This is a genomic window from Moraxella porci DSM 25326, from assembly GCF_002014855.1.
Taxonomy (GTDB): domain Bacteria; phylum Pseudomonadota; class Gammaproteobacteria; order Pseudomonadales; family Moraxellaceae; genus Moraxella; species Moraxella porci.
The window spans coordinates 138,734-154,537 of record NZ_MUYV01000005.1 but is presented as its reverse complement, the minus strand read 5'-3'; the positions used below and the strand labels follow the sequence as shown (position 1 = coordinate 154,537).

Sequence of the window (15,804 nt, the reverse complement as noted above, 5' to 3'; positions counted from 1 at the left end):
TTACTCTCCGTGTGTGTGGTTGTGACCATGATAACCATGGTATCCGTGTTCATGCTTGGCATCATGTCCGACACCATGCAGATGATTGGCGTGCTCTTGCATAAAGTCACCCATATTACCATCAATCAGGCGTACACCATGCTCAGTAGCACTCGCTTTGACATCATAGGTATAAGCTTGTGAGATCCACTGCATTGAGCTTTGTGATTTATCCAGTACTGGCTGTGGATATAGACCAAGCCATACCAAACCTACACCCAAAGTCACGAGCAGTAGCAGTTCTCGCTTGCCAAGGTCTTTGAGCTTACCGCCATTTTGTTTGACCAGTGTAGCGGTAGTATTTTTGCCAAAGAGCGCTTGATAAATCATGATCAGCGAATATAGACCAGCAAGCACTAGGCTAACAGTTGCAAGCACAGTTGCAATCGGATGCAATTTGAACGCACCAAGCAAAATCAAAATCTCACCGATGAAGTTGCCCGTACCTGGAATACCCAGCAAGGCTGCACTAAAGAACATCAATAGTGGTGCAAAGTAGCGGAACTGACCCCACATACCACCCATCAAAGTCAAATCACGCGTATGCAGACGCTCATACAGCTGACCTGCCATGATAAATAGCGCTGCACTAGACAAGCCATGTGCAATCATCTGCACCATCAAGCCTTGTAGCGATACCAAAGTACCAGCATAAATCGCCAGCACTACAAAGCCCATGTGTGAGATACTGGTATAGGCAAGCAGTCGTTTGACATCGCTTTGGGCAAATGCCAAGAACGCACCATAGAATACGCCAATCATACCAAGTACAATCGCAATCGGTGCAAATTCAGCAGATGCCGTTGGGAATAATGGCAAGACAAAGCGTAATAAACCAAATGCCGCTGTCTTGATCAAGATACCTGCCAAGTCCACAGAACCTGCGGTCGGTGCTTGGGCGTGTGCTTCAGGTAGCCAGCCATGCAGTGGGAAAATTGGCAACTTCACCGCAAAGCCGATAAAGAAGCACAGCATGATAATGTATTCCCAACCGCCAAGATTTAGACCCAAAAGATCATGATAATCAAAGCTTAGCACCCCAGTTTGGCTAAAATGAATGATGACCAGTAGCAAGATACCAATCAGCATAATCAGGCCGGATGCTTGGGTGTAAATAAAGAACTTGGTGGCAGCATATTCTTTGGTGCGACCGCCTGTGGCATTATGACCCCACAACGCAATCAAAAAATAAATTGGCAATAGCATCAATTCCCAAAAGAAGAAGAATAAGAATAAGTCAATTGCCAAAAAGACACCAATAACACCACCCAAGCTCCATAGTAGATTCAGGTGGAAAAAGCCCACACGGCGCTGAATTTCACCCCATGAACAACCAACCGCCATGATACCCAAAAAGGCTGTCAACGCAATCATCAGTAGCGACAGGCCATCCATCGCCAAATGAAACTTGATGCCAAAAGTTGGAATCCATGGCAGGATAAACTGCGCCGCCCAAGGTAGGTTATTTTTATCGACCGCCCCTTCGGTTGCAAGCAAGGTATTCATACCGCCTTGTTGCCATAGTACCAAAGTCAGGCCAAAGGTAATCGCCATGCCAATCAGTGCAATCCATCGCGGCAAGCGATCATCCACTTTCTCAATCAGCCAGCACAATAAGCCTGCAATAAACGGAATTGCAATCAATGCTGGCAGTATCCAATTTTGTTCTAATGCCATCTTACACCACCATCATCATTGCCAAGATTAGAAGAATGACCAAGCCAAAACCAAAGCTGATCGCGTGTGTACGCAATAGACCAGTTTGGGTTTTTGCAGTCAATTTGTTGCCCACTGATGCCAATGCAGGGAAAACATTAATCAGCTTATCCACTGGGTCATTGCGTAGTGCTTTGGCGATTGCCAAGAATGGCTTGACAAAGACGATGTCATACAATGCATCAAAGCCCAAGCCATGATAGCACCAATGATACATCGCACCACCGATGGCAGTCTTTTTAAAGCATTCAAGCAGGCGACCTTTGTTAAATACATACAAAATCACAGCCAGTAGCAACCCTGCCGCCATAAAGCCAACAGCGATATATTCAGCCGTATGCTTGGCATGAGCATCACCTGCTTGCTCAAGTAGTGCACCAGGGCCAAGTGGTAGTACACCTGTCAAAGGTGGTACAAGCAGTGCACCCACACCCGTTGATAGCACAAGCAGTACAGTCAAAGGCAGCCAATATGAGATGCCTGATAGCTTATGTGCATGGGTTTTTTCTTCGCCAAAGAAGGTAATCCAAATCAAGCGGAAAGTATAAACCGATGTCAAGAATGCACCGACGACACCTGCCCAGAATAGGGTTTGATAACCGCCTGCATACGCCTCCCAAAGAATCGCTTCTTTTGAGTAGAAACCGACAGTCACCCAAGGCAATGCCACCAAGGCACCACCACCGACGACAAAGCAAGCAAAGACCAGTGGGATTTTCTTATACAAACCACCCATCTTAAAGATGTTTTGTTCGTGATGCACTGACAAAATCACCGCACCTGATGCCAAGAATAGCAATGCCTTAAAGAATGCGTGCGTCATCAAGTGGAAAATCGCCGCTTGCCAAGCACCCACACCCAGTGCGATAAACATATAGCCAAGCTGACTCATGGTTGAGTAAGCCAAGATACGCTTGATGTCCGTTTGTGCCAAAGCACAAAAACCTGCAACAAGCATCGAGATAGCACCAACGCCACCTACCCAGTATAGTAGTACTTCAGGTGTTAGGACAAATAATGGATGCATACGAGCGATCAGATACACGCCAGCAGTTACCATCGTCGCCGCGTGAATCAATGCTGAGACTGGCGTCGGGCCCGCCATTGCATCAGCAAGCCATGTGTGTAGTGGAATCTGCGCTGACTTACCCCAAGCGCCGCCCACTAGCATCATGGTCGTCAAAATCATCGTAGGATTATTGACACTAAATACTTCAGGTGCTTTGGTGATGATCTCAGAGATGGTCAAGGTGCCAAACTCACGGAACAATAGGAATAAACCAATCGCCAAAAACACATCGCCTACACGGGTCACGGTGAATGCCTTAATCGCCGCACGGCCATTGGCACGCTCAGAATAATAAAAACCAATCAATAGGTATGAGCAGATACCAACGCCTTCCCAGCCTAGGTATAGTAACAGCAGGTTATCGCCCTGCACTAGTAGTAGCATACTGGCGACGAATAGGTTTAGGTAGCTAAAAAAACGTGCAAAACCATCTTCACCCTTCATGTACCATGAAGCGAATAGATGAATCAAAAAGCCCACACCAGTAATGATGGCGGTCATGGTCAAAGTTAGACCATCAAACTGCAAGCCAAAAGCTGGGGCAAACTCGCCCACTTTTAGCCAGGTCCATAGCGGTACATTCACCGCTTGTCCATTATAATTTTGGAAATAATCCAGTGATGTCATCAAGGCAAAGATTGCCGATAATGCCATACTACCCACACCAACAATGGTAGCCATTGTTTCAGATAGGCGATCACGCAAGCTTGCTAAGATCAAAAAACCAATCAGTGGGCAAATAAAAGTCCACGCTAGCATACTCATGTCTTACCCCTTTAATCGACTGGCTTGATTCACATCAAGATTGCGGAATCGATGGTAGAACTGAAGCAAAATCGCCAAACCAATCGCCGCTTCTGCTGCTGCCAATGTCAGCACAAAAATAAACATGATTTGACCATCTGGGCTGCCCCACATATTGCCAGCAACCACAAATGCCAATGCAGTCGAGTTCATCATAATCTCAAGGCTCATCAGCATAAAAAGCACATTGCGGCGTGCCATCACACCCACCAAACCAATGGCAAATAAAATCGCTGCCAAAATCAGTGCGTGTGATGATGGGATGCCCAAATTTGCCACTTGTTGCCCCACTTGCACTGTCATGTCAGTGACCGCTGTCTGCAAATTTGTCGCCATTACAGACCTCCTTGGCGTTTGTTATGATCAGTAAAGACCGGGCCATCAGGCTGATGGTTTGGTGCATTTGCTGCATCTTCTGTATCTTGGTAATGGCTAAAGTTCTCATCGTCAAGTGCTTTTTTGCCCAGATGATAAGCCGCTACCAAAGCACCCAATAGCAAAAATGCCGCCACTTCGACCAGTAGCACATATTGCGTAAATAAGCTTGTGCCGACCGCTTTGGCGTCGATGGTTTGGTCATTAAGCATTTGATTGGCATCAGATGATGCTAGAATCAGACCCACAAGCACAGTTGCGATAATCAGCATCAAACAAACAGGTGTCGCCCAAGCACTTGAGGTCAGCCATGTTTTTTCTTCGCTGACATCCGTGCCTAGATTTAGCATCATAATCACAAAGACAAATAACACCAAAATCGCACCAGCATAGACAATCACCTCAAGCACACCTGCAAATGGCGCACCCAAGATAAAGAAAATCCCTGCCACTGCCAACAATGACACAATCATCGATAAGATGGCGTGCACTGGATTGGCGTGCGTCACCACTCGAAAACTGGCAAACACTGCCACAGCTGCCAAGGCATAAAAGCCGACCAAATTGGCATTGCTTAAAATATCGGATAAAATCGTCATCATGGTAATAAACTCCGCACATCAATCGGTGCAGCTTCGTTTTGGTGCGAGCCTTTTGGTTGATTTTCGGTCGCCATGCCAGTCACACGATAGTAGTTATAATCAGGATATTTACCTGGTCCTGAGATGAGTAGGTGCTCTTTTTCATAGACTAGGTTTTGGCGGTTGTATTCACCGATTTCAAAATCTGGAGTCAGCTGAATGGCTGTCGTCGGACACGCTTCTTCACACATACCACAGAACACACAGCGAGAGAAGTTGATACGGAAAAATTCAGGATACCAACGACCATCTTCCCGTTCAGCTTTTTGTAGGCTAATGCAGCCCACAGGACACGCCACCGCACAAAGGTTACACGCCACACAACGCTCATCGCCATCAGGGTCACGGGTCAGGACAATGCAACCACGAAAGCGTGGTGGCACTGGCACAGGCTGCTCTGGGTACAAAATGGTGTCACGAGGGCGCAAGGCATGGCTATTGACCATCCACATTGAGCGGACGATACTTGCGATACCAACTGCTGTATTTTTTAGAGTTGTTAGCATAATTTCATCATCCTTATTGTGCCAGCAGAATGACTGCAGCAGTCACCAATAAGTTAATCAAGGTCACAGGCAAGCAGACTTTCCAGCCAAAGTTCATCACCTGATCATAACGCGGACGCATCAGCGAGCCACGCGCTAGGACAAACAAGGTCATAAAAAACAAAGTCTTTAGCATAAACCACACCACAGGTGGAATGAATGGAATGTCAATGCCAAACGGTGGCAACCAGCCGCCAAAGAACAAGCAGGTCATGAGCGCTGAAATCAGCACGACATTGACATATTCACCGATGAAGAACATACCAAATTTCATGCCCGAATATTCCACATGATAACCTTCAGCAAGTTCTTGCTCGGCTTCTGGTTGGTCAAATGGATGACGGTGCGTCACAGCCACGCCTGCCACGACAAAGGTCAAAAAGCCAAAAAACTGTGGTACGACATTCCATACAGTCGTTTGGGCTTCGACGATGTCACGCAGATTAAAAGAACCTGCCATTGCCACCACACCCATCAATGATAGACCTAGGAATACTTCATAGCTGATGGTTTGGGCTGATGAACGCAGACCACCCAAAAGCGAGAATTTGTTCGCCGATGCCCAGCCACCAAACATCACCGCATACACAGCAAGGCCCGCCATCGCAAAGAAGAATAATAAGCCAATATTCCAATCTGCCGCACCCAAAGTTGGGCTAAGCGGAATGATGGCAAAGCTTGCCAATGCAGTGAACATTGCAATCGCAGGTGCTAGTGTGAAGATTTTTTTGTCGGCAAATTCTGGCGTCCAGTCTTCTTTGAAGAAGATTTTTAGCATATCCGCCACAAGCTGTAGCGAGCCTTGCCAGCCCACACGGTTCGGGCCATAGCGGTCTTGCCATAGTGCCAGCATACGGCGTTCATAGACAATCATCAAGGCAGCAACAATCACAAGCCCCAAGAAAATTACTAAGGCTTGCACCACCAAGAATAGCACCGACCAAGCATCAAAGCTCATCATATTTGCCAAAAATGTCGGCATTTCTGGAATAATACGCGTACTCATTACACTGCCTCCACAGATGGTGTGACTTTGATTGGTGTATCACTCACCTTAAACAGCGGATTACGATGATGGCTTGGCAAATGATCCAAACTCACCGCATAAGCAGGACGATAAACTGGATCGACCGTATCAGCACGCTTGATGGTGGTTGGGACTTTTGGCGACAGTGGCACTTGTCCTGCTGCATAGCCGATGCAGCCATCAGGGATAAATTCGGCAAATTTTACTGGTAGGACGATTTCACCTTGGGCGCTTTGAATGGATAGCAAATCCCCTTCACGCACTTGCCAATGATCGGCATCTTCTTGGGTCATGTACCAGCCGATGTCTTGGTTTTGGCTTGCCACCACTGGACTTCTTGATGCCATTGGGCTTGAGCCAAACAAGTTATGCACAGGCACTAAGCGTACCACACCATTGAATACGCTGGTGCTGGCAGGGTCTTGTACCATGCTGCGATTTGACGCATAAACCACATCCAATCGTGGTAAGCTGTCAAACAGACGCACACCAACATCACCACCTTTGAGCTTGCCACCAACTTTGTCTTGGTATTTATTCCAAGCTTGTGGTGAGTTCCAGCCTGCCGCCCAAGCAAATGGAATACTGGCAGGATTGGTTTGGTTACCGACATAGCCTTCCATTGAGAAAGTCAGTGCAGTATCCACATCTTTTGGCTGCATCGGTTCATGGATAGACAGCGGTGCGCGCATCGCAGTACGACCTGAATAACGGCGTGGTTCACGAGCGATTTTTAGGCCAGTGATACGATAGTCCGCTTCAGGGGCAGCATCTTTGATACCAGTCAGCTGTGGATAATCCGCCACGATATCAGCAATCACTTCATCTAGGTGTGCTGCAGATGCCACTTGTCCTGCATCATGTGCCAAAGCGTATAGCCAACGCCATGCATCTTTGATGTCACTGGTTGGGTCGTAGTATTTTTTGTCATAAGCTTGGAAGAAACGCTGTGCACGACCTTCTGACGACACAAGCGTACCATCACTTTCAGCAAAGCTTGATGCTGACAGCACCAAATCCGCCTTATCATGCCAAGCATAGTGTTGATGGTCAATGACAATCACAGTTTTGCCATCAATCTTATCCAGCACATTGATACTGCTTAGCTGGCTTAGGTCGTTTTCTAGCACCACCACCGCATCAAAGTCGTTTGCCAACACTTCTTCGATTGACTGACCGCTAAGTAAGCTTATGCCAGCACTGTTCGCCGATGGTAGGCATAGATAGATACCTGCCATGGTGGCAAACTTAGCATCGAGTGCTTTTGGCTTAGGTGTACGCACAAGTTGAGCTTGCACTTCTTTATCCGTACCTGTGCCGTCATGTTCAGGCTTGGCAGCCAGCTGTGGATCTTGCTCAGGCACAGTTTGTGCTGCATCTTCGAGCGCTTGATAAGCAGCGACTTCAGCATCATTGACAGACTTGATGGCACGGCGTTTATTGCTTAATGCCTGAGCGATATAGCCTGCCGCTTCGATAACTTGAGCAGATGCCAGTGATGTGCCTGATACCACAAGTGGCTGATTGGCACTGACCAAATCCACAGCGATTTGATAAGCCAAATCCAGCATATCAGCATCGGCATTGAGTGCAGGCTTAGCCAGATTCTCAAGATGTGTATCAAAACTTTCAATCACTTCACCGACCAGATAGCCAAGGCGGGCGATCTCTTCGATACTTGCCACTGCTGAGACTTTGGCGATGTCATCAAGCTTGGTATCAACCACATCCACCACATAAATTGGACTATAAGCCGATTGACCGATACGCTTGACAGGCTCAGCCAGCCAATGATCAGTGCGTAATGCAGTCGCCATTTTTTTGGCTTCATTTTTGGCAGCTTGGCGGACTGACAGTGCGACACGAGCTGCTGTCTGAGTGATATCTTCACCTAGGACGAACACCGCATCAGCCTGTTCAATTTGAGTGAGTGAGACATTATATACGCTGTCATTACGCAGGATTTCAACCGATTTATCCACCAAAGCTTTGGTTGCCATCGATTGACCTGTACTATAATTATCCGCTCCGACCAGTTTTTTGAGCGCGTAGTTGTTTTCTAGGCTGGTCGCATCAGTACCGATACCGATGGTTTTTTTGCCTTTTAAAAGCTCAATTGCACTATCTAATGCTTGGTTGGCATCCATCAATACTTTGCCTGATGCACCATTGGCATACGGGCGTACTGGACGGTCGGCACGATTGACATAGCCATAACCAAAACGACCACGGTCACATAGGAAATAGCCATTGACATCATGGTTATAGCGGTTTTCGATACGGCGAATTTCACCATAACGCTCACCTGCTGAGATGTTGCAGCCTGTAGAGCAGCCATGACAGATGCTCGGTGCGTACTGCATATCCCATTTACGGTTGTAGCGGTCTGAGTGGGTTGCGTCAGTGAATACACCTGTTGGGCAGACTTCGGTTAGGTTACCGCTAAATTCGCTCTCAAACTGACCATCTGCTTCACGACCGAAATACACACGGTTATTTGACGCATAGACGCCCATGTCTTCGCCACCAGCATAGTCTTTATAAAAACGCACACAGCGGTAGCAAGCGATACAGCGGTTCATCTCATGATTGATGAACGGGCCCAAATCTTGATTGTGGTGCGTACGCTTGGTGAAGCGATAGCGTCTTTGGCGATGACCTGACATATAAGTCATGTCTTGTAGATGGCAATGACCGCCCTCTTCACAAGTCGGACAATCATGCGGATGGTTGGTCATCAGATATTCAACGATACGCTTACGAAACCCTTTGGCTTCTTCGTCATCAACCGAGATATACATATCATTGGTTGGAGCCACCATACAGCTCATCACAAGTCTGCCACGACCTGCTTCATAATCTTCAGCATTGTTGTACTGTTTGACCGCACACTGACGGCATGAACCCACTGAACCTAATGCTGGATGATAACAAAAATACGGGATATCGATACCAAGCGACAAACAGGCTTGTAATAAGTTATCGGCACTATCAACTTCGACAGTTTTACCATCAATATGAATAACTGCCATCACACACCCCCTTGTTGTGCTGATTGCTCGGCTGTATCGTCGGCAGATGAATTGATTTTATTGTCAAATTCATGGCGGAAATATTTCAAAGCACTCATCAAAGGCTCCATCGCCCCAGGTGCGTGTGCACAAAATGTCTTACCAATCCATAAATCACGGGTTAATTCAGACAGTTTTTCGATGTCTTCAGGCTTACCTTGTCCATTGTCAATCGCATCAAGCATCTTGACACCCCAAGGCAGACCATCACGGCATGGCGTACACCAACCACAGCTTTCTCTTTGGAAAAATTGCTGTAGGTTCTTGGATAGGCTCACCATATCTTGAGTTTCATCGACGACCATCATTAGGCAAGTACCCAGACGACTACCCGCTTTCATGATCGGATCAAAGTCCATCACCAAGTCCAGATGCTCATCGCTTGCGGTCAAAAAGTCGGTACTTGCACCACCTGGTAGCCAAGCTTTTAGCTTAAGTCCGTCCTGCATGCCACCAGCCAGCTCAATCAGCTCACGAGCGGTATAGCCAAATGGCACTTCCCACAGACCTGCATCCTTGACACGACCTGAGCAGCCCATGATTTTGGTACCAGGCGTTTCTGATTTGCCTTTTTTCTTAGGCAAATCTAGATACCACTCAACGCCATTTAGCATAATGGCTGACATATTGTTCAATGTCTCAACATTATTCACCACAGTCGGGCGACCCCATGCGCCTGAGACTTGTGGGAACGGTGGCTTGGTGCGTGGGTTGGCACGGCGACCTTCTAGGCAGTTAATCAATGCCGTCTCTTCACCACAGATATAGCGACCTGCACCAGTATGTACGTGCAAATCAAAGTTGAACGCCGTACCCATGATGCCATCACCCATCAGCCCTGCTTCGTGCAGCTCTTTGATGGCAGCTTCTAGACGCTCGGCAGCCAAAATGTATTCACCACGAATAAAGATATAACCGACACTTGCACCGATGGCATAAGCAGTAATCAACATCCCTTCAATCAACTGGAATGGCAGACGCTCCATCAATAGGCGGTCTTTGAAAGTACCCGGCTCCATCTCGTCGGCATTACAAATCAGGTAACGCACGCCCCCATCCGGTGGTGTCATAAAGGTCCATTTTAGACCTGCGTTAAAGCCTGCACCCCCACGACCACGCACATTGGCAGTCTTAATCATCTCACCGACTTCTTTTGGAGTTTTTGATAAGGCGATTTTTAGCCCTTCAAAGCCTTTGAGTGCCAAATAATCAGCAAGCTTTAGCACCGCATCTTGGTGAAACAGTCGCCAAGTCAAAGGATGGGTAAGGCTTGTTGGCGCTTCACCTTCTGCCAAGCCCACACCATAAATCGGCACACGCTGATTATTGAGCTGGCTTGGCGCTAGTCCATTTTGGCGAGCTTGTATTTGTTCTGCTACGGTTTTCATGCGTATTGCTCCAGCAACATCGATACTTCACTTGGTAGTACAGGGCCATAAGTATCTTCATCGATTAGCACGCTTGGGCCTTTGTCACAGTTACCCAAACAGCAAATTGGCAATAGTGTAAAGCGACCATCCGCTGTCGTCTGACCAAATTCAATGCCAAGCTCACGCTTGAATGCGTCCGCCAAAGCTTCATAACCTGTCAAATAACACGCAATCGAATCACAAATCAAAATCACATGGCGACCCACAGGACTGCGATAAATGCGGTTAAAAAATGTCGCCACACCTTCCACATCCGTGGTGGCAATGTCTAGCATATTGGCAATGGCAGCGACTTGAGCATCATCAACCCAGCCGTTTCGCTTTTGAACCAATTTTAGGGCATCAAGCACCGCAGCACGAGCTTGTGGGTAGTGATGAATATACTCATCAATGCCTGCAATCTCAGCACTGGTCAAAATGGATGCCACATCCACTTTGGGGGTTTTATCAGTTACAATTTTCATAGAAACCCTTACTGCAATTTAATTATTCATTAGTTTAGTAAATAAACCAATCCTTTAAGATAGAAGATAATATTAATACTGTCACATTTTAACCATATGAGCTTTCTAACACTTGCCTCCAAAACGCTCGCATTGCTAGGATATATCGATGGATATCATCTTCTCCAACTTGAATTTTTGCATCAGCCAAAGAAATCAATTTATTATCAACCACCATATTTGGGTATTTTCTCACCAATTGATCAAAGGATCTGCCTTTACCATGTTTAATTGCATTTGCTACCAATCGCAATTCATAATTGATAGTGCAAATATTTGTACATTTTTCAAATTCATAATTCGAGCTCACCAGGTTGAACTTAGACAAAATATCATTCATCCTGTAATTATCGTTCCGACAATTAAACACTTGCTTAAACCTTCTTTCAAAAATATGATACAACCAAACAGCAGATATGTTTATAAAATCATTCTTAAAATCCTCGTGCAGATTTACAAAATTAACCTGATGAAAAAACGCATTTTCTTCAATTGTCGCTTCATCATCACAATCTGGGCAGAATGCACTATTTCTTTTCTGCAGATAGCCCAACCTGCTTTCTTTGGCCTGTTTTTCAATATTCTTAAAACTCTCCAACAGCCTTTCATCAAAGTTATCTTCAAAGATATTTAATTCTTCCTCGATTTCGTACAGATGGGCTATTATAAAATTATTTACCATCAGAAATACTTGAATTTTCTATATCTAAGCATTGTACTTACCACTCTTCCAAGAAGCTCGTAATTATAATTATCAGACATACTAACATCATCTCTTAGCGACAATTCCAATGTAATATTAGCCATTTTGTAGCTGGCTGGATATTTTCTTTTCATACCATACACCATACGTAGCAAGTCAGGTATCTGTAAATATTTAGGGTTTTTTCTTGCTAAGTTTTCATCCAAATGTTTAGAGTGTGTGATACTTACACTATAAGTTCCGCCTCCTGACTCAAAAGATTCATGCAGATGTATCACTCCGGCATGGTAAGTTGTATGAATAGTACGATCATACTCTTTTACACCTCTTTTATATACACCAATACCGGTTGTTTCTTTTTCCTTTTCTACATCATGAATCATATTAGAATCCTGAAGCCATTTTTTGAGATTATCATAAAACAGCTTCTCATCTGAAAGCAATCTATACCAATCAAAAGAAATAGACACAACTTCAAATGACAACAACTTTAATGATTCATAGCCATACATGTCTATAAGATGTTTACTCACCTGATCACGTATAGTCATGCGCCCCAAGCCAAAAGAAAACACCTTTTTTTACTCCAAATACTTTAACAATCTAACGATCACAGTCAGCCATGACGATGTCAATACTTGCCAAATAAATAATCGCATCCGATACCAATGAGCCATTAATCACGCTTGGCATCTGTTGTAAGTGTGCAAAAGTCGGCGTACGGATACGCGTGCGATAACTCATGGTTGAGTTATCTGATGTCACATAGTAGCTGTTTAGACCCTTAACACCTTCGACCATCGCACAGCTTTCGCCAGCTGGCATCACAGGACCCCATGACACAGAGACGAAGTGGTTAATCAAGGTTTCGATGTCTTGGAGCGTGCGGTCTTTTGGTGGCGGTACAGCCAACGGATGCTCGGCCTTATAAGCACCGCTTGGCATATTGTTCAAGCACTGCTCGATGATGCGTAGTGATTGGCGGATTTCTTCGATTTTCACCAAGCATCTGTCATAAGCATCGCCGTTGTAGAATACTGGCACTTCAAAGTCGAAGTTCTCATAGCCCATATACGGACGAGCCTTACGCAGGTCAAAGTCAATACCTGTTGCACGCAGACCTGCACCCGTCACACCCCACGCCAACGCCTGCTTGGCATCATATTGGGCGACTGCTTGGGTGCGGCCTTTTAGCACGGTGTTGGTCATCGTGGCTTTGACATATTCATCGATACGCTTTGGCATCCAGTCAAGAAAATCTCGCACCAGTTTTTGCCAGCCATTTGGCAAATCATGTGCTGTACCACCGATACGGAACCATGCAGGGTGCATACGATAGCCTGTCACGGCTTCGATGACATCATAGGCCTTTTGGCGGTCGGCAAACATATAAAAGATTGGCGTCATACCGCCGGCGTCTTGGATAAATGTACCCCAGTACAACAGGTTATTAGTAATGCGGAAAAACTCACTCATCATCACACGGATGGTCTGGGCACGCTCAGGCACAGTGATGCCTGCCAATTTTTCGACTGCCATGATATACGGCAACTCATTCATCACACCGCCCAGATAGTCGATACGGTCGGTATAAGGGATGAACGAATGCCAAGTCTGACGCTCTGCCATCTTCTCAGCACCACGATGGTGATAGCCGATGTCAGGGATACAGTCGATGATCTCTTCACCATCCAGCTGTAGCACTAGGCGAAATGCACCGTGCGCCGATGGGTGGTTCGGGCCGATGTTTAGGAACATAAAGTCCTCATCACGACCACTACGCTTCATACCCCACTCTTCAGGCACAAAACGCAGGTTTTCTTGCTCAAATTGTTGCTTAGCGGTGTTTAGAAAATAAGGCGTAAACTCAGTCGCGCGAGCGTGATATTCTTTACGCAGCGGATGACCTTCCCAGTATTTTGGCAGTAGGATACGAGTCAGATGCGGATGGCCATCAAAGATGATGCCAAACATATCATAGACTTCACGCTCATACCAGTTGGCATTTGGGTAAATCTTGGTGGCGCTTGGGGTGCTTTGACCTTCTTTTAGGGCAACCTTGACACGAATATCGCTATTACGCTCAAGACTCATCAGATGATAAAACACCGTAAAATCACTGGCAGGCAAGCCATGTCGATGCGTACGCAAACGCTCATCAATGGCGGATAAATCCACCAACATCACATAGGGCTTTGGCAAAGTACGCAGGGTCAATAGTACATCCAGCACATGTTCGGTGCCAACCCAAATCGTTGGGATACCATCAGCGGTAGTCTGTACCGTGTATTGACCTTGATGCTTGGCATTTAATTCATCAAAAACCGCATGGGTTGATGCGTTGTCAATGATGCTCATTGTTATTTTCCTTATTCGCTCATATCATTATGCGATATGATTCAAATTTAATTTTAAAAATTCTAATATTTTTAAATAAGATTACCAAGCATCATCTTGGCTACGCAAATTGACCGTCGCAATACGATCTGCATTTTTGCGGTCACGCTCTGGTGTCATTACAGGCTGGATAATGCCCTGCTCATCCAAGTGAATACCAAGCGGACGGCGTTCGTGCGTGATGGAGTTTTGAAGTAGCATCAACGCTTGGATGACCGCTTCTGGGCGTGGTGGACAGCCTGGGATATAGACATCGACAGGTAGGATTTTATCCACACCTTGTACGACTGAATAGATATCATACATACCGCCTGAGTTGGCACAAGCCCCCATTGAGATGACCCACTTTGGCTCTAGCATCTGTTCATACAGACGCAAGATAACTGGCGCCATCTTGACAAAACAAGTCCCTGCCACGATCATCACATCCGCCTGACGAGGTGATGCACGGATGACTTCAGCACCAAAGCGTGATAAGTCATGCACACCTGTCAAAGTGGTGGCATATTCGACATAGCAGCAGCTGGTACCGAAGTTGAACGGCCAAAGTGAGTTTTTGCGACCCCAGTTAGCAGCAGCGTGCGTCAGATCTGATAATTTTGCCATAAAGACATTCTTATCAATCTCAGCTTGGGTGATGTCATCAATCAACTCTCGTGATTGTTTTGGGTATTGATCTGCCGATTGATTGGCACGGGTTAGTGTGTATTTCATAGCGGTACACTTTTATTTTTGTTTGTTTAGAATAGACGAATTGCTGGATTAAATCTGGCTTAAGCGTTTTGCATTCCTTTGCAATGCGATGATGCTTTTGCATAAGGTAAAAACGCCACAGCCTAAGCCGTAACGTTTTTGTATTTAGTCATCTTGACGAAAATCGCGTGTGGTGACACGCCCTGTCGTGTTGATATGGTCAATGTTCGCCATATGTGCACGGTTTTTTTCGATGTCGTTAGAGACATTGATGCGACCAGATGACTGTGCCGGCACCTTGCCTGTTGGGTCGGTGTGCAGCTCATCAATGCCATTAAATGCCGTGATGGCAGCCAAGTCAAAGTTTTCGGGGCGAGATAGGATGCGTGGTTTTTTCTTGCGTTTATCCGCTGGTGCCCAGTTCATCGCGCCCAGACGCATTTCATAGACCAGACCAACAAATAAAATAGCAATGAAGATGGCAGCTGCGGTAAAACCAAGCCAGTTGACTTCACGCACGCTCACTGCATATGCGTATAAGAATAATGCTTCTAAATCGAAAATAACAAAGAAAATTGCAACCAAATAGAACTTGGCAGATAGACGGATGCGTGCCGAACCTGCTGACACCACGCCTGCTTCAAATATTTCTTGTTTTTGAGAACCCGAAGAACGACCACCTAATAGTCGTGGCACAACCAACATAAACACCACAAGCCCTGCGGCGGCTAGCAAAAATGCAATCGCTGACCAATTGGCTAACATAATCACCTCTTGTGATTGGTATAATC

General features: G+C 46.0%; 14 protein-coding genes. All 14 read right to left on the bottom strand.

Annotation, left to right across the window (positions count from 1 at the left end):
- Positions 1 to 1,716: an NADH-quinone oxidoreductase subunit M gene (gene nuoM / locus B0681_RS04905; RefSeq protein WP_078317633.1), complete on the bottom strand. Its 1,716-nt coding sequence runs from the start codon at positions 1,714 to 1,716 to the stop codon at positions 1 to 3.
- Between the two features lies 1 nt (position 1,717).
- The gene (gene nuoL / locus B0681_RS04900) at positions 1,718 to 3,589 is read right to left on the bottom strand and encodes an NADH-quinone oxidoreductase subunit L (protein WP_078317632.1); all 1,872 of its coding nucleotides are present in this window, start codon (positions 3,587 to 3,589) and stop codon (positions 1,718 to 1,720) included.
- 3 nt (positions 3,590 to 3,592) lie between these two features.
- Entirely contained in the window at positions 3,593 to 3,931 is a 339-nt protein-coding gene (gene nuoK, locus B0681_RS04895) for an NADH-quinone oxidoreductase subunit NuoK (protein WP_407661969.1), read from the bottom strand.
- Between the two features lie 32 nt (positions 3,932 to 3,963).
- Positions 3,964 to 4,605, bottom strand: coding sequence for an NADH-quinone oxidoreductase subunit J (gene nuoJ, locus B0681_RS04890; RefSeq protein ID WP_078317631.1), 642 nt, complete (start codon positions 4,603 to 4,605; stop codon positions 3,964 to 3,966).
- The gene (gene nuoI, locus B0681_RS04885; protein ID WP_078317630.1) at positions 4,602 to 5,150 is read right to left on the bottom strand and encodes an NADH-quinone oxidoreductase subunit NuoI; all 549 of its coding nucleotides are present in this window, start codon (positions 5,148 to 5,150) and stop codon (positions 4,602 to 4,604) included. The genes nuoJ and nuoI overlap by 4 nt, the downstream gene beginning before the upstream one ends.
- A gap of 13 nt (positions 5,151 to 5,163) precedes the next feature.
- Positions 5,164 to 6,171, bottom strand: coding sequence for an NADH-quinone oxidoreductase subunit NuoH (nuoH, locus tag B0681_RS04880; RefSeq protein ID WP_407661968.1), 1,008 nt, complete (start codon positions 6,169 to 6,171; stop codon positions 5,164 to 5,166).
- Between the two features lie 23 nt (positions 6,172 to 6,194).
- Complete coding sequence (nuoG, locus tag B0681_RS04875; protein WP_078317628.1) at positions 6,195 to 9,248, bottom strand: NADH-quinone oxidoreductase subunit NuoG; 3,054 nt, start codon at positions 9,246 to 9,248, stop codon at positions 6,195 to 6,197.
- The gene (locus tag B0681_RS04870; RefSeq protein WP_078317627.1) at positions 9,248 to 10,675 is read right to left on the bottom strand and encodes a complex I 51 kDa subunit family protein; all 1,428 of its coding nucleotides are present in this window, start codon (positions 10,673 to 10,675) and stop codon (positions 9,248 to 9,250) included. The genes nuoG and B0681_RS04870 overlap by 1 nt, the downstream gene beginning before the upstream one ends.
- Positions 10,672 to 11,181, bottom strand: a complete 510-nt coding sequence (nuoE, locus tag B0681_RS04865) for an NADH-quinone oxidoreductase subunit NuoE (protein ID WP_078317626.1) — start codon at positions 11,179 to 11,181, stop codon at positions 10,672 to 10,674. Before nuoE ends, B0681_RS04870 begins: the two co-directional genes overlap by 4 nt.
- Before the next feature lie 88 nt (positions 11,182 to 11,269).
- Entirely contained in the window at positions 11,270 to 11,902 is a 633-nt protein-coding gene (locus B0681_RS04860) for a hypothetical protein (protein WP_078317625.1), read from the bottom strand.
- Positions 11,902 to 12,498, bottom strand: a complete 597-nt coding sequence (locus tag B0681_RS04855) for a hypothetical protein (protein ID WP_143821222.1) — start codon at positions 12,496 to 12,498, stop codon at positions 11,902 to 11,904. The genes B0681_RS04860 and B0681_RS04855 overlap by 1 nt, the downstream gene beginning before the upstream one ends.
- A 28-nt stretch (positions 12,499 to 12,526) precedes the next feature.
- Positions 12,527 to 14,281, bottom strand: coding sequence for an NADH-quinone oxidoreductase subunit C/D (nuoC, locus tag B0681_RS04850; RefSeq protein ID WP_078317623.1), 1,755 nt, complete (start codon positions 14,279 to 14,281; stop codon positions 12,527 to 12,529).
- Positions 14,282 to 14,362: 81 nt separating this feature from the next.
- Entirely contained in the window at positions 14,363 to 15,034 is a 672-nt protein-coding gene (locus B0681_RS04845) for a NuoB/complex I 20 kDa subunit family protein (protein WP_078317622.1), read from the bottom strand.
- Between the two features lie 144 nt (positions 15,035 to 15,178).
- Entirely contained in the window at positions 15,179 to 15,778 is a 600-nt protein-coding gene (ndhC, locus tag B0681_RS04840; RefSeq protein WP_078317621.1) for an NADH-quinone oxidoreductase subunit A, read from the bottom strand.
- Between the last annotated feature and the right edge of the window lie 26 nt (positions 15,779 to 15,804).

What these genes read in the sequence shown, in the direction of transcription:
- nuoM (WP_078317633.1), bottom strand. Translation starts at nt 1,716, where the DNA reads ATGGCATTAGAACAAAATTGGATACTGCCAGCATTGATTGCAATTCCG.
- nuoL (WP_078317632.1), bottom strand. Translation starts at nt 3,589, where the DNA reads ATGAGTATGCTAGCGTGGACTTTTATTTGCCCACTGATTGGTTTTTTG.
- nuoK (WP_407661969.1), bottom strand. Translation starts at nt 3,931, where the DNA reads ATGACAGTGCAAGTGGGGCAACAAGTGGCAAATTTGGGCATCCCATCA.
- nuoJ (WP_078317631.1), bottom strand. Translation starts at nt 4,605, where the DNA reads ATGATGACGATTTTATCCGATATTTTAAGCAATGCCAATTTGGTCGGC.
- nuoI (WP_078317630.1), bottom strand. Translation starts at nt 5,150, where the DNA reads ATGCTAACAACTCTAAAAAATACAGCAGTTGGTATCGCAAGTATCGTC.
- nuoH (WP_407661968.1), bottom strand. Translation starts at nt 6,171, where the DNA reads ATGCCGACATTTTTGGCAAATATGATGAGCTTTGATGCTTGGTCGGTG.
- nuoG (WP_078317628.1), bottom strand. Translation starts at nt 9,248, where the DNA reads ATGGCAGTTATTCATATTGATGGTAAAACTGTCGAAGTTGATAGTGCC.
- B0681_RS04870 (WP_078317627.1), bottom strand. Translation starts at nt 10,675, where the DNA reads ATGAAAACCGTAGCAGAACAAATACAAGCTCGCCAAAATGGACTAGCG.
- nuoE (WP_078317626.1), bottom strand. Translation starts at nt 11,181, where the DNA reads ATGAAAATTGTAACTGATAAAACCCCCAAAGTGGATGTGGCATCCATT.
- B0681_RS04860 (WP_078317625.1), bottom strand. Translation starts at nt 11,902, where the DNA reads ATGGTAAATAATTTTATAATAGCCCATCTGTACGAAATCGAGGAAGAA.
- nuoC (WP_078317623.1), bottom strand. Translation starts at nt 14,281, where the DNA reads ATGAGCATCATTGACAACGCATCAACCCATGCGGTTTTTGATGAATTA.
- B0681_RS04845 (WP_078317622.1), bottom strand. Translation starts at nt 15,034, where the DNA reads ATGAAATACACACTAACCCGTGCCAATCAATCGGCAGATCAATACCCA.
- ndhC (WP_078317621.1), bottom strand. Translation starts at nt 15,778, where the DNA reads ATGTTAGCCAATTGGTCAGCGATTGCATTTTTGCTAGCCGCCGCAGGG.